Raw genomic sequence first — 25708 nt, forward strand, 5'->3', positions numbered from 1 at the left:
GAGCGGCGCGCGGGCTTCCAGGGGGCCATGACCGTCGTACCCGGGGGTAGGTTCGGGCTATGGCAGGCACCACGCACACCGTGACCAACCAGCCCCCGCCCCTGACCGGGTACGACGTGTACGGCGCCGATCACGCGCTGGTGGAGGCCGTGGAACGGCATCTTGATCCGGACCTGCTCGACGCGGCGCACGGCGAGTTGTCGGCGCTCGGCCGGGCGGCCGGATCGGAACAACTGCACGAGTGGGCGGTGCAGGCCAACGAGAATCCGCCGAAACTGCGTACGCACGACCGCTACGGGCACCGCATCGACGAGGTCGACTTCCATCCGGCGTGGCACCGGCTGCTCGGCAAGGGGGTCGGGGCCCATCTGACGGATGCCTGGGTGCGGCCGGGCGGGCATGTGCGCCGGGCGGCGGGCTTCCTGGTGTGGACGCAGGTGGAGGCGGGCAACGGCTGTCCGCTGTCGATGACCCATGCGGCGGTGCCCGCGCTGCGCGCCGATCCGGAGCTGGCCGCCGAGTGGGAGCCGCGGCTGACGTCCACGATCTACGACCGTGAGCTGCGGCCGGCCCGGTTGAAGGCCGGGGCGCTGTTCGGCATGGGAATGACGGAGAAACAGGGCGGCAGCGACGTCCGGGCGAACGCGACGGTCGCCGTTCCCCTCGCCGAGGGCGGGACGTACGTACTGACCGGTCACAAGTGGTTCTGTTCGGCGCCCATGTCGGACGGTTTCCTGGTGCTCGCGCAGGCGGCCCCGACCCGGGCTGGTGGCGGGCTCACCTGTTTCCTCGTTCCCCGCGTGCTCGGAGACGATTCTCGTAACGTTTTCCGTATCCAGCGGCTCAAGGACAAGCTGGGAAACAGGTCCAACGCGTCCGCGGAGGTCGAGTTCGACGGAACCTGGGCCCGTCGGGTCGGTGAGGAGGGGCGCGGGGTGCGCACCATCATCGACATGGTGGCGGCGACACGGCTCGACTGTGTGCTGGGCTCGGCGGGGCTGATGCGGCAGGCGGTGGCGCAGGCGATCCATCACTGCACCCATCGTGAGGCGTTCGGCGGAAAGCTCGTCGACAAACCGTTGATGCGCAACGTCCTGGCCGACCTCGCGCTGGAATCGGAGGCGGCGACCGTCCTCGCGCTGCGGCTCGCGGCGGCCTGTGACGACGGTGGCGAGCAGGAACGGGCGCTGCTGCGGATCGCGGTTCCGGCTGCCAAGTACTGGGTGACCAAGCGCTGTGCGCCGGTGGCGGTGGAGGCGTCGGAATGCCTCGGTGGAAACGGTTACGTCGAGGAGTCGGGGATGCCCCGGCTGGTGCGCGAGTCGCCGCTGAACTCGGTGTGGGAGGGCGCGGGCAACGTGCAGGCGCTGGACGTGCTGCGCGCCCTGCAACGGGAGCCGCACGCGCTCGACGCCTATCTCCAGGAGGTGGGGCGGGCGCGTGGAGCCGATCACCGGCTGGACAAGGCGATCAAGAGCCTGCTGACGGAACTGGCCGATCTGGACGGCGTCGAGGGGCGGGCGCGCCGGCTGGCGGAGCGGTTCGCTCTGGTGCTTCAGGGGGCACTGCTCGTGCGATTCGCACCGCCGGAGGTCGCCGACGCGTTCTGCGCCTCGCGGCTGGGCGGGGACGGGGGCGCGGCCTTCGGGACCCTGCCCCACAGCCTGGACCTGGCGTCGGTCGTCGAGCGGGCCGATCCCCGCTCCTGACCGGGCCGACCTGTGGGAACAGGAAGCGGGGGTGGTGCTGCGCCGACACGGCACCACCCCCGCCGCAATGGCCCTGCGAGGCCAGAATCGCCGCTCGGGACGGCGTGGCTCAAGTTTGAAACACCCTGTGGATGTTCACCAGGGTTGCAGGGGGTTGCAACGTGTCGGTGGATGTGACCGGAGTGTGCCCCTCCGTCACCTGTGAAGGGCAAGATGGGGGCCTTCAGCAAGACCGGAAACAGTCGGCGCGAAAACTTGACATCCGGTTGTCCGACTGTGTGCTCCCGGGAGGCCCAGTGGTGATGCCACCGATGAACGTGCCGCAGCTCGCGGCCGTCGACGCCGCGCGGGCGGCGCGGATGCTCAACGAGGTGCGCGACGCCCGGCTGGCCGGTCAGCGGGCGCGTGTCGCCCCGCGTCCCGTGATCGAGCAGTCCTGGGATCGGATGCTGCGCAGTGGTGTCGACCCGGAACACGATTTCCGGGCGGGGCTGCTCAGCGCGGACGAGGTGCGGCGCAGGCGGGAGGAGTCGCCGTTGCGGGAGGTGCTCCCGGTGCTGCGCGAGGGACTGCTGTCGGTCGCGGACGTCGCCCACCACATCATGGTCGTCGCCGACGAGGAGGGCCGGGTGCTGTGGCGCGAGGGCTGCGGACCCGTGCTGCGCAAGGCGGACGGGCTCGGCTTCGAGCTGGGCGCGGACTGGGGCGAGGCCGTGGTCGGCACCAACGGTGTGGGCACGCCTGCGGTGGTGCGCCGGCCCGTGCAGGTGTTCGCCGCCGAGCACTTCGTACGCTCGCACACGGCCTGGACCTGCGCGGGCGCCCCGATCACGGACCCGCGCAACGGCCGGCTGCTCGGTGTGGTCGATGTCAGCGGGCCGCTGGAGACGATGCATCCGGCCACGCTCGCCTGGGTCGACTCGGTGGCGAAGCTCGCCGAGGCCAGGCTGCGGGAGAGGCACCTGGTTTCGCTGGAGCGGTTGCGCGCGGTGGCGGCGCCGGTACTGGCCCGTCTGGGCGGCCGGGCGGCCGTGGTGGACGGGGACGGGTGGACGGCCGCGGTGACCGGGATGCCGTACGCGAGCCGTATCGCGCTGCCCAAGTCGTCGTCCCCGGGCCGTCGCCGGCTGCCCGCGCTCGGACTGTGTTCGATCGAGCCGCTGGCCGGAGGCTGGCTGGTGCGGTCGGTGGACGAGACCGCCGAGCCGCCGCCGCGCGGCGGGACCCGGATCGTGCTGGATCTGACCCGGCCCCGGCGCTGGTCGGTGACGGTCTCGGGGGGTGCGGGTTCGTGGTCCCACGAACTCAGTCCCCGGCACGCCGAGTTGCTGTATCTGCTGGCGGCCGACCGTGGTGGTCGCAGCGCGGCGGGCCTGGCCGAGGACGTGTTCGGCGACTCGGGCCGCACGGTGACGGTGCGGGCCGAGATGTCCCGGGTGCGGCGGTATCTGGGGGGTTTCCTGGAACATCGGCCGTATCGTTTCTGCGAGGACGCCGAGGTCGAGGTGCTGCTTCCGGCGGATCCGACGGGTTTGCTACCGCATTCGTCCGCTCCCGCCGTGGTGAGGAACCGGGTGGCGGCACCGTAGCAACGATGTCCGCCCGGGTCCTTCCGGTGGCATCTTCCGCATATTTGCGGGGTCTTCGCCCCCGACGGCGCCCGACTGCCGTAGCATCCCTCTACGGGTCACCCCACCTGCTCCTCGGTCAACGTACGGATCATCAGGCGCAGTTGGCCCGCCTCGGGAGGGCAAATGAAGCAACGCGGCCGACACCGCCGGCGCAGACGAGGCAGGGCACTACGGGCATTCCTGTCCGGAACCGCCCTCGCTCTCACCGTTGCCGCCACCATGATCAGCGCCTCCCAGGCAACGGTCACCCACGACGGACCCGGGGATCTGAAACCGCTTACCGCCTCGGCCGACACCGGAAAACTGCGTCTCACGGAGAACCGGGTGGCACAGGCCTCCCTCGACCGGCTCGCCGCGGGAATGGGCCGCCCGGTCGGCGTCGGAGCGGTGCTGGCCGGGGCGGACCGCAGCCTGCGGGACGCGATCGACTGCTCGCCGGCCGAACGCCGGGCCCTGCCGGTCTCCCCGGTGGCCTCGCGCGCCTACTGCTGGAACACGGACGACACCGCCGGCTGGCAGCCGGGCGCGGTCACCACCTCGGGGGACGCGGACGACGACGGCGTCTGGGGCTCGAACCGGGTGATCCTCTCCGGGTGGTCACGCAGCGGCGGCACCGTCGCCGACCGGGGTCTTGCCCGGGTCGGCTTCGTGAACGCGGGCGACCTGAACCACCTCACCTACACCTGGGCGCTGCTCGCCCTCCCGGTGGACGACGGGCGGGACTACCGGGGGCTGGTCTCACATGTTTCCGGAATGGTCTGGTACCAGGACAAACTGCTGGTCACCGCCGACGACGGGGACCGGGCCGCGCTCTACGTGTACGACATGAACCGGGTCCAGCGGGCCACCGTCGCCGGTGACGCGGTCGGACGGGTGCCGGGCGGCTGGTCGGCAAACGGTTACCGCTTCGTACTGCCGGCCATCGGCTCCTACGAGTTGAGCGGCGCCTCCGACGCTCCGCACCCGGCAACCGTTTCCCTCGACCGCAGCACCGTGCCGGACAGCCTGGTCGCCGGGGAGTGGACCCTCGACGACGGCGATCGGGACGCCCGCCTGTGGCGCTACCCCTTCAGCACCGTCCCGGGCCACGAGGGGCTGCTCGCCACGAGCGCCACCGGCCGGGTACGGGCTTCCGAGGTGTACGAGACAAAGGTGACGGGCGTACGGGGCGTGCTGTCGTACCGGGGCGAGTGGTACGTGAGCCGTGCCGCCGACCAGCGGGACGAGCAGGGGACGCTGTGGCGGCAGGACGCCGGCCGGAGCGACGACACGGCGGACACGTCCGAGGCCGCGGTCTGCGGCACCGAGGAAACACACAACTGCTGGAGCCCGCAGACCGATTCCCTCTCCCTCTGGCAGGAGACCGGCGAGGTCTGGACCCAGTCGGGACGCGTGCTCTTCGCGCTGCCGCTGGCCTCGATCGACAGAACAACCGGGTAGATGATTCCCTGACGGGCATGACCCACATCCCCGTGACCACCTGGTCCCTGGAGCAGACCGACCCGACCGACGTCCTCCCGGCCGCCGCGCCCGAGGGCGACGTCCGGATCGTCCGCTCCGAGGTCCCCTCCCCCGAGTTCAGCCGTTTCCTGTACGCGTCCGTCGGCGGGGACATCCGCTGGATCGACCGGCTGCGCTGGACGTACGCGCAGTGGCAGGAACATCTGGCACGTCCCGGGGTCGAGACCTGGGTCGCCTACGACCGGGGCACACCGGCCGGATACGTGGAGCTGGAACCGCAGGACGACGGAGTCGTAGAGATCGTTTACTTCGGTCTGATCCCGGCCTTCCGGGGACGGCGCATCGGCGGGCACCTGCTGTCGTACGGCGCGGCGCGCGCCTGGGATCTCGCGGACCGCTGGCCGGGACTGCCGGGGACCAAGCGGGTGTGGCTGCACACGTGCAGCCTGGACGGCGAGCACGCCATGGACAACTATCAGCGGCGCGGTTTCAAGCTGTTCGACACCAAGGTCGAGGAGCAGGCCGAGGTGGCCGCGCCGGGCCCCTGGCCGGGCGCCCTTGCGGTCTGACCCCCTCGCTCATACCGGCTGTGACCTGCACCGACAAGAGCCCTCGCAGGTCATGTGATCGAGGACACCCCGGTCTCACATTTCGGGACCCGGGTGTCCGCATCGCGGACGAAGCTGGACTGTGTCCAGATCGCCGTGACACGCTTTCGTCATGTCCGGAACTGGAATTGCCTTGGTGAGTCGGCGGCACGTCGACCTCGGCCGCATGTCCAGCGCCATCTGTCCGGCGAGCTGACGAGCCCCAGCACCGCCGACATCTCCGCTCGAGCCTCCTCCCGCGCAATGACGCGCACGTAAGCTCCATGTGCCCGCGCGCAGGTCAGAGCTCCCGCCCGGCACCGACCAGCACCTCTCCCGGACGGCGCTACGCGCCGACACCTTCCTCCGCTGTCCCGAAGGACGTATCAACCATGGCCGCCACCCCGCAGAACCCTGCCGCCGCGACTCCCCGCCGCAAGGTGAGCCGTCACCGCGGTGAGGGCCAGTGGGCCGCGGGGCACTTCACCCCGCTCAACGGCAACGAGCAGTTCAAAAAGGACGACGACGGTCTCAATGTGCGGACACGCATCGAGACGATCTACTCCAAGCGGGGTTTCGACTCGATCGACCCCAACGATCTGCGCGGCCGGATGCGCTGGTGGGGCCTGTACACCCAGCGCAAGCCGGGGATCGACGGCGGCAAGACGGCGATCCTGGAGCCGGAGGAGCTGGACGACAAGTACTTCATGCTGCGGGTCCGCATCGACGGCGGCCGGCTCACCACCGAACAGCTGAGGGTGATCGGCGAGATCTCGCAGGAGTTCGCGCGCGGCACCGCCGACCTCACCGACCGGCAGAACGTCCAGTACCACTGGATCCGCATCGAGGACGTGCCCGAGATCTGGAACCGCCTCGAGGCGGTCGGCCTGTCCACCACCGAGGCCTGCGGCGACACGCCCCGGACGATCCTCGGCTCGCCGGTGGCCGGAATCGCCGAGGACGAGATCATCGACGGCAGCCCGGCCGTCGACGAGATCAACCGCCGGTTCATCGGCAGCAAGGAATTCTCCAACCTGCCGCGCAAGTTCAAGACGGCGATCTCCGGATCCCCGCTCCTGGACGTCGCCCACGAGATCAACGACGTCGCGTTCGTCGGCGTCGAGCACCCCGAGCACGGCCCCGGCTTCGACCTGTGGGTCGGCGGTGGGCTCTCCACCAACCCGAAGATCGGCGTCCGGCTCGGCGCCTGGGTCCCGCTGGACGAGATTCCGGACGTCTGGGCGGGCGTGATCGGCATCTTCCGCGACTACGGCTACCGGCGCCTGCGCAACCGCGCCCGCCTGAAGTTCCTGGTCGCCGACTGGGGCCCGGAGAAGTTCCGCCAGGTCCTGGAGGACGAGTACCTCAAGCGCGCGCTCGTCGACGGTCCGGCGCCCGCCGCCCCCGTGGAGCGCTGGCGCGACCACGTCGGTGTGCACCGCCAGAACGACGGCCGTTTCTACGTCGGTATCGCCCCGCGCGTCGGCCGCGTGGACGGCGCCACCCTGACGAAGATCGCGGAGCTCGCCGAGGAGCACGGCTCGGGCCGGGTGCGGACCACCGTCGAGCAGAAGCTGATCGTCCTCGACGTGGTGGAAGAGAAGGTCGCGTCGCTGGTCGAGGCGCTGGAGGCGCTGGACCTGACCGCCAGGCCGTCCACGTTCCGGCGCGGCACCATGGCCTGCACCGGCATCGAGTACTGCAAGCTCGCCATCGTCGAGACCAAGCAGCGCGGCTCCGCCCTGATCGACGAACTGGAGCGCCGCCTCCCGGAGTTCGACGAGCCGCTCACCATCAACATCAACGGCTGCCCGAACGCCTGCGCCCGTATCCAGGTCGCGGACATCGGACTCAAGGGACAGCTGGTCGTCAACGAGCGGGGCGAGCAGGTCGAGGGCTACCAGGTGCACCTGGGCGGCGCGCTCGGGCTGGAAGCCTCCTTCGGCCGCAAGGTCCGTGGTCTGAAGGTCACTTCGGAGGAACTGCCGGACTACGTGGAACGCGTACTGAAGCGGTTCCAGGACGAGCGCGAGGACGGCGAGCGGTTCGCAACCTGGGCCACCCGCGCCAGCGAGGAGGCACTGTCGTGAGCGAGCGGGCCGCCCCCTTCCACTGCCCCTACTGCGGCGACGAGGACCTGCGTCCGAACGAGCAGGGTCACGGCGCCTGGGAATGCGCGGCATGCAATCGCGCATTCCAGCTGAAGTTCCTCGGGCTGCTCGCCCGGGGCGTTCAGCACACCGAACCGGGAGGGGACCGGATATGACGACGCTTCAGGAAGGCCGCAGCACCGACGAGTTGAAGGCGCTGGCCGAGCAGGCGGGCCGCGATCTGGAGGAGGCCTCCGCGCTGGAGATCCTCCAGTGGGCGGTGGACACCTTCGGCAAGCGGTTCTGTGTGACGTCGTCCATGGAGGACGCCGTGGTCGCCCACCTGGCGTCCCGCGTCCGCAAGGGCGTGGACGTGGTCTTCCTCGACACCGGTTACCACTTCCCCGAGACCATCGGCACCCGGGACGCCGTCGAAGCCGTGATGGATGTCAACGTCATCACGCTCACCCCGCGCCGGACCGTCGCCGAGCAGGACGCCGAGTACGGGCCAAAGCTGCACGACCGCGACCCGGACCTGTGCTGCAAGTTGCGCAAGGTGCAGCCGTTGGAAGAGGGGCTCGAGAACTACGGTGCCTGGGCCACCGGCCTGCGGCGCGACGAGTCCGAGACCCGCGCGAACACCCCGGTCGTCGGCTGGGACGAGAAGCGGCAGAAGGTCAAGATCTCGCCGATCGCCCGCTGGAGCCAGGACGACGTCGACGCGTACATCACCGAGCACGGCGTACTGTCCAACCCCCTGCTGATGGACGGTTACGCCTCCGTCGGCTGCGCCCCGTGCACCCGACGGGTCCTCGCGGGCGAGGACGCGCGCTCCGGCCGCTGGGCGGGACGCGCGAAGACCGAGTGCGGGCTGCACGGCTGACCGCGATGACCTCGACCTCCACGAACACCCCCGCCCCCACCCCCACATCTACGAACCGGGAGAACCACGTGACGACCGGAGCCACCGTCTGGCTCACGGGTCTGCCGAGCGCCGGCAAGACCACCATCGCGTACGAGCTGGCCGGCCGGCTGCGCGAGGAGGGCCATCGCGTCGAGGTGCTCGACGGCGACGAGATCCGTGAGTTCATCTCCGCGGGACTCGGATTCAGCCGCGAGGACCGGCACATCAACGTGCAGCGCATCGGTTTCCTGGCCGAACTGCTCGCCCGTAACGGCGTCAAGGCCCTGGTCCCGGTGATCGCGCCCTACGCGGACAGCCGGGAAGCGGTGCGCAAGCGCCACCAGGAGAGCGGAACCGGTTACCTGGAGGTGCACGTGGCGACCCCGGTCGAGGTGTGCTCGGTCCGGGACGTGAAGGGCCTGTACGCGAAGCAGGCGGCGGGCGAGCTGACCGGGCTCACCGGGGTCGACGACCCCTACGAGGTCCCCGAGTCGCCCGACCTGCGGATCGAGTCCCAGGACCAGACCGTGCAGGAGTCCGCGGCGTCGGTGTACGCCCTGCTCACCGAGAGGGGACTGGCATGACGACGACCGTCGCGAAGGCCGAGGAGGGTACGGCCGGCCCGTACACCCTCAGCCACCTGGACTCGCTGGAGTCCGAGGCGGTGCACATCTTCCGCGAGGTGGCGGGCGAGTTCGAGAACCCGGTGATCCTGTTCTCCGGTGGCAAGGACTCCATCGTCATGCTGCACCTGGCCCTCAAGGCGTTCGCCCCCGCCCCGGTCCCCTTCTCGCTCCTGCACGTCGACACCGGGCACAACTTCCCCGAGGTCCTCGAGTACCGGGACCGGGTCGTCGACGCGCACGGGCTGCGCCTCCATGTGGCCTCCGTCCAGGACTACATCGACCGCGGTGCGCTGCGCGAGCGTCCCGACGGCGTGCGCAACCCGCTCCAGACGCTGCCGCTGACGGAGCGGATCCAGTCCGAGAAGTTCGACGCCGTCTTCGGCGGCGGCCGCCGCGACGAGGAGAAGGCCCGCGCCAAGGAGCGCGTGTTCTCCCTGCGCGACGAGTTCTCCCAGTGGGACCCCCGCCGCCAGCGTCCGGAACTGTGGAACCTGTACAACGGCCGCCACGCCCCCGGTGAGCACGTCCGGGTGTTCCCGCTGTCCAACTGGACCGAGCTCGACGTCTGGCAGTACATCGCCCGTGAGGGCATCGAACTGCCCCAGATCTACTTCGCGCACGACCGGGAGGTCTTCCGGCGCGGCGGGATGTGGCTGACCGCCGGCGAGTGGGGCGGACCGAAGGACGGCGAGAGCGTCGAGAAGCGCCTCGTGCGCTACCGGACCGTGGGCGACATGTCCTGCACCGGCGCCGTCGACTCCGACGCGGTGACGCTCGACGACGTCATCGCCGAGATCGCCGCCTCCCGGCTCACCGAGCGGGGCGCCACCCGCGCCGACGACAAGATGTCCGAGGCCGCGATGGAAGACCGCAAGCGCGAGGGGTACTTCTAAGCATGAGCACGATCACCTCCGAGGAACTCTCGGCCACGACCCTGCTGCGGTTCGCCACCGCCGGTTCCGTCGACGACGGCAAGTCCACGCTCGTGGGCCGGCTCCTGCACGACTCCAAGTCGATCCTGAGCGATCAGCTGGAGGCCGTGGAGCGTGCCTCGGCGAACCGCGGCCAGGAGACCCCCGACCTCGCGCTCCTCACCGACGGCCTGCGCGCCGAGCGTGAGCAGGGCATCACCATCGACGTGGCCTACCGCTACTTCGCCACGCCCCGGCGCCGCTTCATCCTCGCCGACACACCCGGTCATGTGCAGTACACCCGCAACATGGTGACGGGCGCCTCCACGGCCGAGCTGACGGTGATCCTGGTCGACGCCCGCAACGGGGTGGTGGAACAGACCCGCAGGCACGCGGCGATCGCCGCCCTGCTCCGTGTTCCGCACGTCGTCCTCGCCGTCAACAAGATGGACCTCGTCGAGTACCGGGAAACCGTCTTCGCGGAGATTGCCGAGGAGTTCACGGCATACGCGAGCGAGCTCGGCGTTCCCGAGGTCACCGCGATCCCCATCTCGGCGCTCGCCGGCGACAACGTGGTGGATCCGTCGGCGAACATGGACTGGTACGGCGGGCCTACCTTCCTGGAACACCTGGAAACGGTTCCGGTGAGTCACGACCTGGCGCACTGCCACGCACGGCTGCCGGTGCAGTACGTGATCCGTCCGCAGACCGCGGAGCACCCGGACTACCGGGGGTACGCGGGCCAGATCGCGGCCGGCACGTTCCATGTGGGCGAGGCGGTGACGGTGCTGCCGTCCGGCCGCACCTCGACGATTGCCGGTATCGACCTGCTGGGCGAGCCGGTGGACTCGGCGTGGACGACCCAGTCGGTGACCGTGCTGCTCGAGGACGACATCGACATCTCGCGTGGCGACCTGATCGTGCCGACCAAGGACGCGCCGCCCACGACTCAGGACGTCGAGGCGACCGTGTGCCATGTGGCCGACCAGCCGCTGACCGTCGGGCACCGGGTGCTGATCAAGCACGGGACCCGCACGGTCAAGGCGATCGTCAAGGACATCCCGTCCCGGCTCACGCTCGACGACCTGTCCCTGCACCCGCACCCGGGACAGCTCGTCGCCAACGACATCGGACGCGTGAAGATCCGCACCTCGCAGCCGCTTCCGGTGGATTCCTACGCCGACTCCCGCCGCACCGGTTCGTTCATCCTGATCGATCCGGCCGACGGCACCACGCTGACCGCGGGCATGGTGGGCGAGTCGTTCGCGTCACCGGAGCCGGTCAAGGACCGGTCCGACGACGACGGTTGGGACTTCTGAAATGACCGCAACGGATTTCTACTCCGAGTTCGCGAAGGAGGGCGGCCGTGTCGGCAGCGGCGCCCTCGGCAGCGGGCAGGGTGGGGTGGCGCGATGTGCGCTCTGACGTACGCGCACTGCCTGCGCGCCCCGTCACCCCACCCGCCCCCACATGCTCGGCTTCGCTCGCAGGCGGGTGGACCCCCACTCCGTAAGCGACGAAGACCCTTTGCCGATTTCCCGGCCACGACCTGAAAATCCGTGACCGCCGGGCCAACGAGAGGAACCCCTCCCGTGCCTGCCAACCGCTCAGTTCTCCTCCGCCGCGGTCTCGCCGCCGCAGCGGCCCTTCCCCTTCTCGCCCTCGCGGCCTGCGGCTACGGTTCCGAGGCCAAGGACTCCAACGCCAACGAGAAGGTCGCCGCCGGATCGGAGAAGATCGAGGGGCTCGACACCGTCAAGATCGGATACTTCGGCAACCTGACCCACGCGACCGCGCTCGTCGGCCGTGAGCAGGGCATCTTCCAGAAGGCGCTGGGTGCCACCAAGGCGTCGTACGCGACCTTCAACGCGGGCCCGTCCGAGATCGAGGCGCTGAACGCCGGCTCCATCGACATCGGCTGGATCGGCCCCTCGCCCGCGATCAACGGCTACACCAAGTCCGACGGCAAGAGCCTGCGCATCGTCGGCGGTTCGGCGTCCGGCGGCGTGAAGCTCGTCGTCAACCCGGACAAGGTCAAGTCCCTCAAGGACGTCAAGGGCAAGAAGATCGCGACACCTCAGCTCGGGAACACGCAGGACGTGGCGTTCCTGAACTGGATCGCGGAGCAGGGCTGGAAGGTCGACGCACAGAGCGGCAAGGGTGACGTCACCGTTGTCCGCAGCGACAACAAGGTGACCCCGGACGCCTTCAAGGCCGGTTCGCTCGACGGCGCCTGGGTGCCGGAGCCGACCGCGTCCAAGCTGGTCGCCGAGGGCGGCAAGGTGCTCCTCGACGAGGCGTCGCTGTGGCCCGACAAGAAGTTCGTGATCACGAACATCATCGTGTCGCAGAAGTTCCTCACGGAGCACCCGAAGGTCGTCGAGGCGGTGCTGAAGGGTTCGGTCGACTCCAACAAGTGGATCAACGCCAACCCGGTGGCGGCCAAGGCCGCGGCGAACAAGCAGCTGGAGGCGGACTCCGGCAAGGCGCTGCCGACCGAGGTGCTGGACCCGGCGTGGACGTCGATCCAGTTCATCAACGACCCGCTGGCCTCCACGCTCAACACCGAGGCGGAGCACGCGGTCAAGGCGGGTCTGCTGGAGAAGCCCGACCTCAAGGGCATCTACGACCTGAGCATCCTGAACAAGGTCCTCAAGGCCGAGGGCGAGTCCACGGTCGACGACGCCGGTCTCGGCGTCGGCTGACCGGAATCCGATGAGTTCCCAGGAGGTGACGACCATGGCCACGACCTTCGCCAAGGCCGCCGAGTCCGCGCAGTCCGTGGAATACGCGGCCCGGCTTGAGCACGTCTCGAAGTCCTTCGCGGGGCCGGGTGGGCAGCAGCTCGTCCTGGACGACATCACCCTCGATGTCGCTCCCGGCGAGTTCGTCACCCTCCTGGGGGCTTCGGGCTGCGGCAAGTCCACTCTGCTCAACCTGGTGGCGGGGCTCGACGAGCCCACCACCGGCTCCATCACGACGGACGGCCGTCCGGCACTGATGTTCCAGGAGCACGCCCTCTTCCCGTGGCTGACCGCGGGCAAGAACATCGAGCTTGCCCTGAAGCTCCGGGGGGTCGCGAAGACCGAGCGGCGCGGCAAGGCGGAGGAGCTCCTCGAGCTGGTCCGGCTGAAGGGCGCTTACGGAAAGCGTGTTCACGAACTTTCCGGCGGTATGCGGCAGCGCGTGGCGATGGCCCGCGCGCTGGCGCAGGAGAGCAACATCCTGCTGATGGACGAGCCGTTCGCGGCGCTGGACGCCATCACGCGGGACGTGCTGCACGACGAGCTGACCCGGATCTGGGAGGAGACGGGACTGTCCGTCCTCTTCGTCACGCACAACGTGCGCGAGGCGGTGCGGCTCGCGCAGCGGGTCGTCCTGCTGTCCTCCCGGCCCGGCCGGGTGGCGCGGGAGTGGACGGTCGACATCCCGCAGCCGCGCCGGATCGAGGACGCCCCGGTCGCGGAACTGTCCATCGAGATCACCGAAGTCCTGCGTGGGGAGATCCGCCGACATGGCCAGCACTGAGACGAACCCGCCGGTGGCGAAGGCGGTCACCACCGAGCTCGCCGGGGTGGAGGCGGGACTCGACGCGCTGGACGTGGTGGCGCCCACCGGCCGTACGCCCTTTCGTCGGACCTTCGTCGACAAGATCCTGCCGCCGATCATCGCGACGGTGCTGCTGCTGATCGTCTGGCACATCACCTTCAAGATCGTCGACGACCCGACGAAGCTGGTCTCTCCCCTGGACGTCTGGCGGACGCTTCAGGACGCCTGGCTCGAGGGCAAGCTGCTCGGCTACATCTGGACGAGCGTTTCGCGCGGTCTGCTCGGCTTCCTCTTCGCCCTGGCGATCGGCACCCCGTTGGGTCTGCTGGTGGCCCGGGTGAAGTTCGTGCGGGCGGCGATCGGTCCGATCCTGTCCGGTCTCCAGTCGCTGCCGTCGGTGGCGTGGGTGCCGCCGGCCGTGCTGTGGCTGGGCCTGAACAACTCGATGATGTACGCGGTGATCCTGCTCGGCGCGGTGCCGTCCATCGCCAACGGGCTGGTGTCCGGCGTCGACCAGGTGCCGCCGCTGTTCCTGCGGGCGGGTCGCACGATGGGCGCGACGGGACTGAAGGGAACGTTCTACATCACGTTGCCGGCCGCGCTGCCGGGCTATGTGGCCGGGCTGAAGCAGGGCTGGGCGTTCTCGTGGCGTTCGCTGATGGCGGCGGAGATCATCGCGTCCTTCCCCGACCTCGGCGTCGGCCTCGGCCAGTTGCTGGAGAACGGGCGCAACGCCAGTGACATGTCGATGGTGTTCGAGGCGATCCTGCTCATCCTGTTCGTCGGTATCGCCATCGACCTGCTGATCTTCAGTCCGCTGGAGCGGTGGGTGCTGCGCAGCCGTGGTCTGCTGGTGAAGAGCTGAAGTCACATGTACAGGAAACCGGTTCCTCCCGTTCTCGTGGTGATCGCCCACGGCAGCCGCGACCCTCGGCACGCGGCGACCGTGCACGCCCTGGTGCGGCGGGTGCGGTCGTTGCGGCCGGGACTGCGGGTGGAGACCGGTTTCCTGGACTTCAACATCCCCTCCGTCCAGGGAGTGCTGGAGTCGTTGGCGGCGGAGGGCGTCCGTGACGTCGTGGCGCTGCCGCTGCTGCTGACCCGGGCGTTCCACGCGAAGGCGGACATCCCGGCGGTCCTGCGGGACGCTCCGGCACAGCTGCGGATCAGGCAGGCCGAGGTCCTCGGCCCGTCGCCCCTGCTGCTCGCCGTCCTCGAACGGCGGCTGTACGAGGCGGGCTTGACGCCCGCCGACAAGTCCTCGACCGGGGTCGTGCTGGCCTCGGCGGGGTCCACGGACCCGGAGGCGATCGCAGTGATCGCAGAAATCGCGCGGGAGTGGCGGCGCACCGGTTGGTGTGCCGTGCGGCCTGCGTTCGCCTCCGGCAATTCTCCCTCGGGGTTCCCGCGCACCGAGGACGCGGTCCGCGAACTGCGGGCGCTGGGCTGCGCGCGGGTCGCCGTCGCACCGTACGTCCTGGCCCCCGGATTCCTGCCGGACCGTATCGCGCGAGGCGCGGCCGCGGCGGACGTCCTGGCCGACGTGCTCGGCCCGGCGCCGGAGGTGGCACGGGTGCTGCTGGAACGCTACGACGCGGCGCGCGCGCCGGCGCTGGCGGCCGTCGGCGCCTGACCGCCCACGGGCCGCCTCGGCAACGGTCGACGTCGACGGCCCGGATCAGCCGTCAGCCGTCAGCCGTCAGCCGCGGTCGAAACAGAATTCCCGGTGGCGCTCAGCGGACCCCGCGGGCCGCGCCCTGGCGTGGATCGCGGCCGCTCGCCGCCAGCGCCCGCTCGAACACCGGGGCGTCCTGTGCCACCGGCACCACGGCCGCGAAGCCGTCGTACCGGCGGTAGAGGTCGCCGTGCTGTTCGACGACGTCGAGCACGAACCGGGCCGCGTCGTCGGAGACGTGGAACTCCTGGTCGGTGGCGACCGCCACGTCCCAGCCGTGCACCGCCATCTCCTTGACGATCATCGAGGCGATCTCGGCGGCGGGCATCGCGGCCATTCCCAAATCCACCTCGCCCTCCCACACGGCCGGATCCGCCCAGGCCGCGACCGCGCGCCCGAGCTGGTCGGCGTACGCCTCGGCCCACCGCGGGTCGGCGGTGAAGTCGCGGGCGACCAGGTCGTCGGGGAGCTGTTTGCGCAGGGCGCGGTGTTCGAGGCCGTGGGAGGTGTACAGGACCCAGTGGTTGACCAGGGTGCGAACGTCCCAGCCCGGACAGTGCGTCGGGTCGCTCAATCGTGCCGCCGGGACACCGCGGGCGACGCGCGCCGCCTCGGCGGCGCATTCGGACAGGTACTGGTGCGTCTCGTCGTACTTCATGCGTCCCACGCTAGGCAGCGCGGTGCTCAGGGTTCTTGAACAAACGCGACAGCGGCGGCGGCCCGGTCGGCCCATCGGATCAGCTCCGTCAACGGCAGGGAGCCGGGGGCCCGGCGCTCCCGGGCGAACTGGTTGGCAAGCCGTTGCAGAAACTCGTTCAGCGGGGTCGGTACGCCGTGCAGCCGGCCGAGGAGCGCGATCTCGCCGTTGAGGTGGTCGGCCTCGATGGAGCCGACACCACGGCTGAGGGACTGCCAGGAGGACCCACCGCCGCGCGGGGCGCCGTCGAGCGGGACGAGCGTGACCTTGTCACCGCGTACGGCCTGCTGTTCCCCGGTGCTCGTCCACTCGATCCCGGCCGCGTGCAGCACGGCCTCGCCCTCGGCCCGCACCCTCGCGTACAGCGCCTCCGCCCCGGGGTCTCCCGAGGTGCCGCTCACCGCTTCCATGGCGTTTCCGAGGTTGGACAGCAGCTTCGCGTACTGCCAGCGGGAGACGTCGGGTACGACCGGTGCCTCGAAATACGCCTCTTCCAGGTCGGCGGCGATCCGGCGGACCGTCTCGTCGGTGCCGTGCGGGTATCGGCCCAGGTGCAGGATTCCGGTGAGCGGTGTGCCGGCGGCGGAGACGACACCCGGTTCGACATGGGTGGCGGGCAGCCAGACGCAGACGCCGTACACGTTTCGGAAACGGCGCAGGGCGAGGCGCGGGCTCTCCACCCCGTTCTGCGCGCAGAACACGGGCAGCCGCTCGGCGGCCGTGCCGCCGCCCTCGACCGGGGCCGGGCCCCACACCCGCAGTGCCGCCTCGGTGTCCTGGGTCTTGACGGCGAGGAAGAGGACGTCGTCGGCGCGCAGCGTGCCGAGCGCGTCCGGTCCTTCGACGACGGGCAGCCGGTAGGTCAGCTCGCCCTGCGGGACCCTGAGCAGCAGTCCGTCCTCCGTGAGCGCCGCCCGGTGCGCGCCTCGCGCGACCAGCACGACCTCGTGCCCGGCCTGTGCTAGTCGTCCGCCGACCGTGCCGCCGATCGCCCCTGCCCCGATGATGATGTAGCGCATGGGAGGAGCGTCGCACAGCCGTGCGCACGCCCCGTCACAAGCCCGGGAAAGGATCCGCCCGAGGTCGTTCGGGGTGGAGACCGATCCCGGTCTCAGGGATCCACCGGCTCCCCGCCGGTCCGCGGCTCACCCTGCCCCGCGAGATGCTCTCCCGGGCGCCCTCGCGCGGCTTGCGCAAGGTCACGCTCGCGTCATCTCCACCAGTTTCACGACGGTGTTCCAGTTGCGGGTCGTGGCGATGAGCCCCTTGTTGCGCCGGGGCCTGGACAGCTGTTCGGCGAGCTTGGAGCGGCCGAGGCCCTCGGGGGCGTACAGGTACAGGACGCGGTCGCCGAGGCGGAACTCCTCGGGGAGGTGGGCGGCCTGGTCGATGTCCGCGTAGCGCTCCGCGTCGACGGGGGTGGAGAAATAGGTGATGTGGAGTTGCCTGGCCTCCAGGTCCGTGGCGGGGAACGGGCAGGCGTCGGCAACCGCTTCCAGATAGGTGTGGTCGCGCACGATGACCCCCACGGCGAAGCCGAAGTGTTTCTCGATCGCCGCCGTGAGCTCGGCGGCGAGGCTGTCCTCGTCCCCGTGGGCGGAGGAGAACACGGCCTGACCGCTCTGGAGGTGGGTGCGGACGTCCCCGAGGCCGAGCCCCTCCAGGAGGGTGCGCAGTTCGGCCATCGGGACCTTCCTGCTGCCGCCCACGTTGATGCCGCGCAGCAGTGCCGCGTACGTCGTCGTCATCCGCTCACCTTAGGCGGCCGTCGTGCCCCGTGGGGGTGGGCACGACGGCCGCGGCCGGGGTGGAGCGTCGGGCGAAACTCTGGCCGATCGGCGGGCCGCGGAGCAACATCTGCCGGACATCTCCACAGGCTTATGACTTGTTCAACAAACTCCTGTCATGACCCTTCCGACCTGCGCCTCGGACTCCCTCTCGCCGTCACGGGCCCGCCCCACCGGCCCCGCACCCTGATCGTCGTCCCCGAGATCCCCGGATAGATGTAGGGGGCCTGTGTCCTCCCCTGCGGTGAGACGGCGGGGTCCGACGGGAGGAGTCGGGGGTCCGGCACCTCACCGGGCAGCACGACGAGATGGCTTTATCCAGGCCATACCTTCGAATCGAAAGGTGGCGGCAGGGGGCTGACACCGCATCACAAGAGGGCAGGCCATGGGGAACGGAGATATACGGGTGCGGGGCATCGCCGCGCGGGCCGGCGGCTGGAGTGCCCGGCACCGATGGGCCGCGGTCGGCCTCTGGGTGCTGTTCGTCGTCCTGGCCGTGGGGATCGGTTCGGCGGCGGGCACGGTCGAGGTCAAGGAGAGCGACCAGCTCGGGGGCGAGACCCATACGGCCGCCCGGATCGTGGAGGACGCCGGCATCGACGAGCCGGCCGGTGAGACGGTCCTCATCCAGTCGAAGGACGGCTCGGTCAAGGCCACGGACCCGGAGTTCAAGGCCGCCGTCGCCGCGGTCGTCGCCGCCGTGGACAAGACCGGCGAGGTCACCGACGTGACCTCGCCCTACGACGCCGACACGATCTCCCGGGACGGTCACAGCGCGCTCGTGCAGTTCGACATGCGGGGCGACTCCGACACCGCGGGCGAGCGGGTCGAGCCGGTTCTCGATGCCGTCGAGGCAGTGGGCAAGGACCACTCCACGCTGCGGATCGAGGAGATCGGCGGCGCCAGCATGATGAAGACGTTCGACGACGCGTTCGGCGACGACTTCCAGCAGGCGGAGTACTCGGCCGTGCCGGTGGCCCTGGGCATTCTGCTGATCGCGTTCGGCGCGCTGGTGGCCGCGCTGCTGCCGGTGGCGCTCGCGGTCACCGCGATCATGGCGACGATGGGCCTGATGAGCATCGTCAGCCACTTCCAGCCGATGGACGACACGGCGAGCTCCGTGATGCTGCTGGTCGGTCTGGCCGTCGGTGTCGACTACTGCCTGTTCTACCTGCGCCGGGAGCGCGAGGAGCGGGCCGCGGGACGTGATCCCGAAACCGCTCTCAGGATCGCCGCGGCGACCAGTGGCCGTGCCGTGATCGTCTCCGGAGTCACCGTGTGTGTGGCGATGGCGGGCATGCTGTTCACCGGTCTCGCGACGTTCGAGGCGATGGGCCTGGCCTCCCTGATGGTGGTCGCGGTCGCCATGGTCGGTTCGGTGACCGTGCTTCCGGCGCTGCTGTCGCTGCTCGGGCACCGGGTGGAGAAGGGTCGCATCCCGTTCCTGCACCCCGACAAGCGTCGTAAGCACGGCAACGGCGGACGCGCCGCCGAGGGCAGCCGGTTCTGGAGCGCCGTCCTGAAGGTCGTCCTCGCCAAGCCCGGCGTGTCGCTGGTCGTGGCGGCCGGCGCACTGCTCGCGATCGCCGCTCCGGCGGTCGGCATGAAGACCCAGAACCTCACGCTGGACCAGGAGTTCGGCGACTCGCTGCCGATCGTGCAGACCTACAACCGGGTCAACGACGCCTTCCCGGGCGGTTCCGAACCGGCCGAGGTGATCGTCAAGGCGGACGACATCAACGCCGCCGAGGTGAAGACCGCGCTCGAGCAGTTCAAGGCACAGGCGGTCAGCTCGGGCGCCTCCTGCGGCCCGGTCGAGATCAAGCTGCACGACGCGCAGAACATCGCGTACGTGTACGTTCCGCTGGTCGGCGGCTCCGACCTGGACAAGGCGGGCAAGAGCCTGGACACGCTGCGCGACGAGGTGCGGCCCGCCACACTCGGCAAGGTCGACGGTCTCCAGGCGCCGATCACCGGGCAGGTGGCCGGTTCGAAGGACTTCAACGACCAGCTGGCCGGAGCCGTCGCTCCCGTCTTCGCCTTCGTCGTGGTCTTCGCCTTCCTCCTGATGCTGCTGTCGTTCCGCTCGCTGACGGTCGCGATCACCTCGATCGTGCTCAACCTGCTGTCTGTGGGCGCCGCCTACGGAATCCTGGTCGCCGTGTTCCAGCACGGCTGGGGCGCGTCGCTGGTGGGCGCGGAGGGCGTCGGCGCCATCATCACCTGGCTGCCGCTGTTCCTCTTCGTGATCCTCTTCGGACTGTCGATGGACTACCACGTGTTCGTGGTCTCGCGGATCCGTGAGGCGCGGATGCGGGGCCGTTCGACGAACGAGGCCATCAAGCACGGTGTGGTCACCACGGCCGGTGTGGTCACCAGCGCCGCGGTCATCATGGTCGCCGTGTTCGCGATCTTCGGGACGCTGTCCATGCAGTCCATGAAGCAGATGGGTGTGGGCCTGGCGGCCGCGGTGCTGATCGACGCGACGATCATCCGGGGTGTGCTGCTCCCGGCCGTGATGGCGCTGCTGGGCGAGCGCAACTGGTACCTGCCGAAGTGGCTTCAGTGGCTGCCCGACTTCACGCACGACGAGTCGCCGGAGGCGGTCGCGCCGGTGACGCGGGACGACGAGGGCGAGCCGTTGCGGGTCTGACGCCGGTCGCGTCGACCGAAGCAACATGAACCGAGGGCCCGTTGACCTCCCGGGGGAGTCAACGGGCCCTCACTCGTGCCCGATGCGGTACGCGGGCTCGGCACACGGTCGGCACCCGGTCGCACCCGCTCGTACCCGGTCGGGAACCGTTTCAGAAACCCTTTCTCTCCAGCTCGGCCTCGATGAGGTCGGCCGCCCGGCGGGTGCCGCCCTCGTCCGCCATCTCCGCCTGGATCACCTTGAGCCGACGGGCGACCTCCGGGTCGTCGACGAGTGCGAGGGCGGCTTCCCGCAGGTTCGCGGCCGTCGCCTCGGGGGTGGCGATCCGCCGGGCCACCCCGAGCCCCTGGAGCATGTCCGCGTTGCCGAACTGGTCGACGGCCTGCGGGACGGCGATCATCGGGGTGGCCGTGGCCAGCCCTTCCTGGCTGCCGCCCGCGCCGGCGTGCGTGACGAACAGGTCGGCCTGCTTCAGCACCGCCAACTGCGGTACCCAGGAACACACTTCGACGTTGTCGGGTACGGCGCCCAGCGTGGCGGGGTCGACGCGGCTGCCGACCTGGAGGACGAGGTGCCAGCCGGGCAGGTCACCGAAGGCGCGCACGCAGTCCCGGTAGAAGTCCGGCTGGTCGGTGAAGGTCGAGCCGAGCGAGACGAGGACGACCTTCTCCGCCCGCTCGGGGCGCGTCCATCCCCCCTCGGCGGCGCGGTCGCCCTGGCAGGCGCCGACGAACGTGTAAACGCTTTCGTCGACACGGTCGGCGTGCGGCTGGAGCACCTTGGGGATCAGCACGAGGGACCGGGCCGGGCGGCCGACGAAGGGATCGGGGTGTTCGGTGATCCCGTTCTCCTCCAGCCAGGCGTGGAACCGTGCGTAGTAAGCCTTTCCGCGCTCCGTTTCCCTCGGCTCCGCCCACATCGGCCCGGCGACCTCCTCCTCGTAGCCCTCCCAGGCCACGAGGTTGGGCGAGAGGGAGACCGCCGGCACCCCCCAGCGGTGGGCGAGGACGCGGGCGGGGTAGGCGGTGATGTCGTGCAGCACCAGGTCCGGCTCGTCCCCGTCGTACGCCTCGATCAGCTGGGGCAGGGCCTGGATCGCGTCGGCCAGGAAGGGCTCGACGTTGTCGAGGAGGGTGCTCCCCCAGGCGGAGGGGTCGTCGTCGGGCGAGGGCAGCGTCGAGTGCCACGGCTTGACCTCGGCTCCGGTACCGGCGACCTTCTCGGCGAAGACGAGCGGGATCGCGTACGTCACCCGGTGCCCGCGTGCGACGAGCTCGCGGATCACCTCGAGGCTCGGGTTCACGTGGCCGTGGGCGGCGATGGAGAACATGGCGAGATGGGCGGGGCGACTGGTCATGTCGTCGACACTAACGAGACGAGACGTCTCGTGCAACCTCAAGGGGGTGCGGTTCAGCCGTCGGGGCAGCGCTCGTCGGACCCTTCGGCGCTCCGCCCGCGCGCGTCCGTCACCTTCACGGTCACCGTCGCTGCGTTTGCGTTTGCGTCGGTGTCGACGCCGGTGCCGGTGTCCGTGGTGCGCTGCGCCTCGGCCGCCGTGCAGATCAGCTGCGCCAGCGCGAGGTCGGGCAACTCCTGTGCGACATGGCGCAGTCGGATCGAGATCACGCCGCTTCGCGGGTCCACCGACACGGTGGCCGGCGCCCGGGCCTCGGCGGCGCGGCCATCGGACGGACCGGTGGCGGGGGCCATGCTCGCGACGGGCGCGGGGGCGAGCGGCGCGGCGTCCGCCGAGGGGGCAGCAGCGTGCTCAGTCGCTTCGTCCGTTCCGTGGCCGTCGGGCCCTCCAGGAGGAGCCTCACCGCGGACTCCGCGTCGACCACACCGACGGCCCTGCGGGGGACGGCGACCAGGGAACCGTTTTCGACGAGATAGACCCGCACCATCGGCACGACTCCGTGCGCGGGTCCGCCCGCCTCCACCACCCCGGTCGCCGGGATCCCGCAGGAGACCAGCCCGCACAGCGCCGGCACGCACAGCATCACGGCTCGCCGTACGGCCCTCATGCCCGCCCCTCCCGCGTCGCCTCGTCCGGGGTCGCCCCGTCCGGTGCCGACTCGTTCCGCCGCAGCGGGAGTTCGACCGTGAAGACGGCGCCGCCCTCCGGCCGGTTCGCCGCCCGGACGGTGCCGCCGTGCATCCGTACGTTCTCCTCGGTGATCGCCAGTCCCAGCCCGCTGCCCTCGGTCCGGGACCGGGCGGCGTCCGACTTGTAGAAACGTTCGAAGACATGGGGCAGAACGTCGTCGGGGATGCCGGGCCCGCTGTCCAGCACCTCGATGACCACCCGCCGCCCGGTCCCCGACCGCTCGCCCTCGCGCAGACTCAACCGCACCGGGCGGGCGCCGTGCCGCAGGGCGTTGCCGACCAGGTTGGCGACGACGACGTCGAGGCGACGCGGGTCCACGCGTCCGCGCAGCGCGTCCGGCTCCGGCAGGCGGGCCTCCACCGTGTCGGTCCAGCCCCGGGAGGCGAGGGTGCGCCGGAGGGACTCGGCGAGGTCGATCTCGTCCGCGTGCAGCACGGCCGCGCCGGCGTCGAAGCGGGAGATCTCCATCAGGTCGTCCACGAGCCGGGCCAGCTTCACGGTCTCCTCGCTGATCAGCCGGACCGCGGTGGCGGTGTCCGGGTCCAGGCCGGCGGCGTCCTCGTCGAGCACGTCGGTGACGGCCGACATGGCGGCCAGCGGAGTGCGCAGCTCGTGCGACACGTCCGCGGCGAAGCGGCGGGCCCGGGCCTCCATGCCGCGCAGTTCGGCCACCGACTCCTCCAGCGCGGCGGCCGTCTCGTTGAACGTGTGGGACAGCTCGGCCAGTTCGTCCGATCCGTCGACGGCGAGCCGGGTGTCCAGTCGGCCCTCGGCGATGCTGCGCGTGGCGTGGCGCAGCGCGCGTACCGGCCGCAGCACCCCGCGGGCGGCGAGCAGGGCGAGCAGGACGGCGAGGGCCAGGGCGGGGACGGCGGCCCGCTCGGCCGCGGTCACCAGGGCGTCCACGTAGGCCTGTTCGGTGGTCTGCGGCACCGTCAGGAACACCTGGAGGCCGGAGAGGGGCCAACCGCTCCCCTCGGCGGAGCCGAAGGCGACCGACATGCCGACGACGAGCGCGGTGTGGTCCGCGCGGTTCACCCGCTGGAAGACGGTCGCCGACCGGGAGTCGACCGCCTCGCGCAGGGCGGGTGTCAGTTCCTCGAACGGGTCGTCGGGGACGGACGTGACCCGCAGCCCGCGGTAGACGACGAGTACGCGCCAGGCGCCCGACGGCTCTGCGGCGGCCACGTCGGCGGCGAACCGCCGCAGCGCGTCCCGACTGGCCGGCAGGACCAGCTCGGGGGCGAGCCGTGTCACGTGGGTGCGCAGCTGCTGGATGACGGTGTCCTGGCTCTGCTGGAGCACCCCCGTGCGCGCCTCCCGGAAGGTGAGCGCGCCGGTGGTCGTGGCGGTGACGGCGGCCACCAGCGCGAAGGCCACCACCAGGCGCACGCGCAGCCCCCGTAGCCGATGTGTTCCGATCCTGGTTCCCAGGGGCCTCACCGCGAGGCGAACCGGTAGCCGAAGCCGCGGACCGTGTGGATGTGGCGGGGTTCGCGCGGGGGTTCGCCCAGCTTGGCGCGCAGCCGCTTCACGCAGGCGTCCACCAGGCGCGCGTCGCCGTGGTAGCTGTGCTGCCAGACCGCCTCCAGGAGTTGCTGCCGGCTGAACACCTGGCCGGGCGAGGCCGACAGGGTCAGCAGCAGCCGGAGTTCGGAGGGGGCGAGGGCGACCGGCGCACCCTGCCAGGTGACCGAGAGCCCTGCCCGGTCGACGGCCAGGTCGCCGTAGGTGTCGATCTTCGGTATGCCGCCGTCGGCGGGTGTGACGCCGGCCGCCCGGCGCAGGACGGCGCGGATCCGGGCCTGGAGCACCCGGGCCGGCACGGGCTTGACCACGTAGTCGTCGGCGCCGGCCTCCAGACCGACAACGATGTCCTCGTCGTCGCCCCGCGCGGTCGCCATGATGATCGGCAGCGTCTGGTCGAGCACACGCATCCTGCGGCAGACGTCCAGGCCGGTCATGCCGGGCAGCATCAGGTCCAGCACCACGACGTCGGGCCGGAAGGACCGCAGCCGGTCCAGGCCGTCCTCCCCGGTCTCGGCGGCGGCGACCTCGTGACCCTGACGGCGCAGCGCGAGGCCGACCCCGTCCCGCACGGCACGGTCGTCCTCGATCAGCAGAACTCGTGGCATGCGCTCAGTATCCGTACCGCGTCGGCCCGTTCGGAGCGCTGTTACCGGATGATCACATGAAACGGAACCGGTCGGGTCGTTACCCTTTCGTTATCATACGGGCCAGATCCGATCACATGGCGATCACAATCTGAACAACCATGACCGCGCACAAAGCAACGCCTTCCTCCGCCCGTCGCCGTCGGAGCGGCCACGCGCACGCCCGCGGCCGACGCGCCCGGAAGGGTTCGCTGTGGGGCGGAGCGGCCGCGCTGGCCGTACTGTGCGCCGCCGGTTTCGCGGCCGCGGGCTGGACGTCCGCCGACGCGGGCGGGGCTTCGGCAGGGGGTCGCTCCACCGCGTCCGCGGGGCCGAGCGGATCCGCGGCGTCCGGCCCCGCCTCCAGCGGGCCGACGGCCGGCACCGCCGGGGCCGGCTCGGGCACACCTCCCGCCGGTCCGTCCACGAGCCCGTCCGGCAGTCCGTCGGGCGGAACCTCCGACAGCGCGACCGCCGGGTCGTCCGCGTCGGACATCCCGGCGTCGGGACCGGGCACCTTCACCACCGCGTCGGGTTCGAGCGCCAAGGTGGGCCGTGGCACGGCCCTGCGCTACCGGGTCGACGTCGAGGACGGCCTCGACCTGTCCGCCACGGACGTGGCCCGGCAGGTGGAGGGCATCCTCGGCGACCGGCGCGGCTGGACGGCGGACGGCCGCTCGGCGTTCCAGCGGGTCTCCGGCGGCACCACCGACTTCGTCGTACGGGTCGCGACACCCGCCACCGTGGACGAGATCTGCGGTCAATACGGACTGGACACCGGCGGCGAGGTCAACTGCAACGTGGCCGACAACGTCATGGTCAACCTCAAGCGCTGGCTGCTGGCCACCCCCGTCTACGCCCGGGACGTCACCGCGTATCGCGCCCTGATCGTCAACCACGAGGTGGGCCACTTCCTCGGCCACGGCCACGTCGGCTGCCCCGGCCCGGGCAAGCCGGCCCCGGCTATGATGCAGCAGATCAAGGGCATGGACGGCTGTGTGCCCAACGTCTGGCCGTACGACGACCAGGGGCGGTTCCTCACCGGCCCCGCCGTTCCGTGAGGCCGGCCCGCCGCTCGCCACTGCCGCCCGGCGCCCGGCACTCCCCGCTCGCCACTGCCGCTCGGCGCCCGGCGCCCGGCGCGGATCCGGTGCCCCTCGCCCGGTCG

24 protein-coding genes are annotated in these 25708 nt (G+C 70.8%); 17 read left to right on the forward strand and 7 right to left on the reverse strand.

The window, feature by feature from the left end; genetic code table 11:
* Positions 1-59 precede the first annotated feature (59 nt).
* The 15 genes from OG440_RS07890 to OG440_RS07960 all read left to right on the forward strand — a co-directional run bounded on the left by OG440_RS07890 (position 60) and on the right by OG440_RS07960 (position 15101).
* Entirely contained in the window at positions 60-1709 is a 1650-nt protein-coding gene (locus OG440_RS07890) for an acyl-CoA dehydrogenase family protein (RefSeq protein WP_406006117.1), read from the forward strand.
* Between the two features lie 311 nt (positions 1710-2020).
* Positions 2021-3298 carry a GAF domain-containing protein gene (locus OG440_RS07895; RefSeq protein ID WP_406006118.1) on the forward strand — a complete coding sequence of 426 codons (1278 nt, stop codon included), beginning with the start codon at positions 2021-2023 and terminating at the stop codon, positions 3296-3298.
* 165 nt (positions 3299-3463) lie between these two features.
* The gene (locus OG440_RS07900) at positions 3464-4780 is read left to right on the forward strand and encodes a hypothetical protein (RefSeq protein ID WP_406006119.1); all 1317 of its coding nucleotides are present in this window, start codon (positions 3464-3466) and stop codon (positions 4778-4780) included.
* Positions 4781-4797: 17 nt separating this feature from the next.
* Entirely contained in the window at positions 4798-5370 is a 573-nt protein-coding gene (locus OG440_RS07905) for a GNAT family N-acetyltransferase (protein WP_406006120.1), read from the forward strand.
* 151 nt (positions 5371-5521) lie between these two features.
* Positions 5522-5605 (forward strand): putative leader peptide, encoded by an 84-nt coding sequence (locus OG440_RS07910; RefSeq protein ID WP_309486338.1) that lies wholly within the window; start codon positions 5522-5524, stop codon positions 5603-5605.
* Positions 5606-5780: 175 nt separating this feature from the next.
* The gene (locus OG440_RS07915) at positions 5781-7478 is read left to right on the forward strand and encodes a nitrite/sulfite reductase (RefSeq protein ID WP_406006121.1); all 1698 of its coding nucleotides are present in this window, start codon (positions 5781-5783) and stop codon (positions 7476-7478) included.
* Positions 7475-7654: a hypothetical protein gene (locus tag OG440_RS07920; RefSeq protein WP_406006122.1), complete on the forward strand. Its 180-nt coding sequence runs from the start codon at positions 7475-7477 to the stop codon at positions 7652-7654. The genes OG440_RS07915 and OG440_RS07920 overlap by 4 nt, the downstream gene beginning before the upstream one ends.
* On the forward strand, positions 7651-8361 hold the full coding sequence (locus tag OG440_RS07925; RefSeq protein ID WP_406006123.1) for a phosphoadenylyl-sulfate reductase: 711 nt from the start codon (positions 7651-7653) through the stop codon (positions 8359-8361). The genes OG440_RS07920 and OG440_RS07925 overlap by 4 nt, the downstream gene beginning before the upstream one ends.
* A 5-nt stretch (positions 8362-8366) precedes the next feature.
* Complete coding sequence (cysC, locus tag OG440_RS07930) at positions 8367-8966, forward strand: adenylyl-sulfate kinase (RefSeq protein WP_406006124.1); 600 nt, start codon at positions 8367-8369, stop codon at positions 8964-8966.
* Complete coding sequence (gene cysD, locus OG440_RS07935; protein WP_406006125.1) at positions 8963-9901, forward strand: sulfate adenylyltransferase subunit CysD; 939 nt, start codon at positions 8963-8965, stop codon at positions 9899-9901. Before cysC ends, cysD begins: the two co-directional genes overlap by 4 nt.
* A gap of 2 nt (positions 9902-9903) precedes the next feature.
* Positions 9904-11238 (forward strand): sulfate adenylyltransferase subunit 1, encoded by a 1335-nt coding sequence (locus tag OG440_RS07940; RefSeq protein WP_406006126.1) that lies wholly within the window; start codon positions 9904-9906, stop codon positions 11236-11238.
* Between the two features lie 273 nt (positions 11239-11511).
* Entirely contained in the window at positions 11512-12624 is a 1113-nt protein-coding gene (locus OG440_RS07945; RefSeq protein WP_406006127.1) for an aliphatic sulfonate ABC transporter substrate-binding protein, read from the forward strand.
* Positions 12625-12634: 10 nt separating this feature from the next.
* Positions 12635-13447 (forward strand): ABC transporter ATP-binding protein, encoded by an 813-nt coding sequence (locus OG440_RS07950; protein ID WP_406006128.1) that lies wholly within the window; start codon positions 12635-12637, stop codon positions 13445-13447.
* Positions 13434-14333 (forward strand): ABC transporter permease, encoded by a 900-nt coding sequence (locus tag OG440_RS07955; RefSeq protein ID WP_406006129.1) that lies wholly within the window; start codon positions 13434-13436, stop codon positions 14331-14333. Before OG440_RS07950 ends, OG440_RS07955 begins: the two co-directional genes overlap by 14 nt.
* Before the next feature lie 6 nt (positions 14334-14339).
* Entirely contained in the window at positions 14340-15101 is a 762-nt protein-coding gene (locus OG440_RS07960; protein ID WP_406006130.1) for a sirohydrochlorin chelatase, read from the forward strand.
* 100 nt (positions 15102-15201) lie between these two features.
* Here the strand turns inward: OG440_RS07960 and OG440_RS07965 are convergent, their stop codons facing one another.
* The 3 genes from OG440_RS07965 to OG440_RS07975 form a co-directional block, all read right to left on the reverse strand.
* Entirely contained in the window at positions 15202-15801 is a 600-nt protein-coding gene (locus tag OG440_RS07965) for a TIGR03086 family metal-binding protein (RefSeq protein WP_406006131.1), read from the reverse strand.
* 26 nt (positions 15802-15827) lie between these two features.
* Complete coding sequence (locus OG440_RS07970; protein WP_406006132.1) at positions 15828-16859, reverse strand: ketopantoate reductase family protein; 1032 nt, start codon at positions 16857-16859, stop codon at positions 15828-15830.
* A 180-nt stretch (positions 16860-17039) separates the two neighbouring features.
* On the reverse strand, positions 17040-17588 hold the full coding sequence (locus OG440_RS07975; RefSeq protein ID WP_406006133.1) for a DUF1697 domain-containing protein: 549 nt from the start codon (positions 17586-17588) through the stop codon (positions 17040-17042).
* Positions 17589-18012: 424 nt separating this feature from the next.
* Between OG440_RS07975 and OG440_RS07980 the strand changes: the two genes are divergently transcribed.
* Complete coding sequence (locus OG440_RS07980) at positions 18013-20280, forward strand: MMPL family transporter (RefSeq protein ID WP_406006134.1); 2268 nt, start codon at positions 18013-18015, stop codon at positions 20278-20280.
* A gap of 151 nt (positions 20281-20431) precedes the next feature.
* Here OG440_RS07980 and mgt read toward each other — a convergent pair whose 3' ends face one another.
* The 4 genes from mgt to OG440_RS08000 form a co-directional block, all read right to left on the reverse strand.
* Complete coding sequence (gene mgt / locus OG440_RS07985; RefSeq protein ID WP_406006135.1) at positions 20432-21637, reverse strand: macrolide-inactivating glycosyltransferase; 1206 nt, start codon at positions 21635-21637, stop codon at positions 20432-20434.
* 53 nt (positions 21638-21690) lie between these two features.
* A complete protein-coding gene (locus OG440_RS07990; protein ID WP_406006136.1) occupies positions 21691-21990 on the reverse strand; it encodes a hypothetical protein in 300 nt (99 codons plus the stop codon).
* Between the two features lie 310 nt (positions 21991-22300).
* Positions 22301-23779, reverse strand: coding sequence for a sensor histidine kinase (locus tag OG440_RS07995; protein WP_406006137.1), 1479 nt, complete (start codon positions 23777-23779; stop codon positions 22301-22303).
* 47 nt (positions 23780-23826) lie between these two features.
* Positions 23827-24522, reverse strand: a complete 696-nt coding sequence (locus OG440_RS08000) for a response regulator transcription factor (protein ID WP_406006138.1) — start codon at positions 24520-24522, stop codon at positions 23827-23829.
* 140 nt (positions 24523-24662) lie between these two features.
* Here OG440_RS08000 and OG440_RS08005 point away from each other — a divergent pair, with 140 nt between their 5' ends.
* Positions 24663-25601 (forward strand): DUF3152 domain-containing protein, encoded by a 939-nt coding sequence (locus tag OG440_RS08005; RefSeq protein ID WP_406006139.1) that lies wholly within the window; start codon positions 24663-24665, stop codon positions 25599-25601.
* Positions 25602-25708: the final 107 nt, after the last annotated feature.

This window comes from Streptomyces sp. NBC_00637, assembly GCF_045161545.1.
GTDB lineage: Bacteria > Actinomycetota > Actinomycetes > Streptomycetales > Streptomycetaceae > Streptomyces.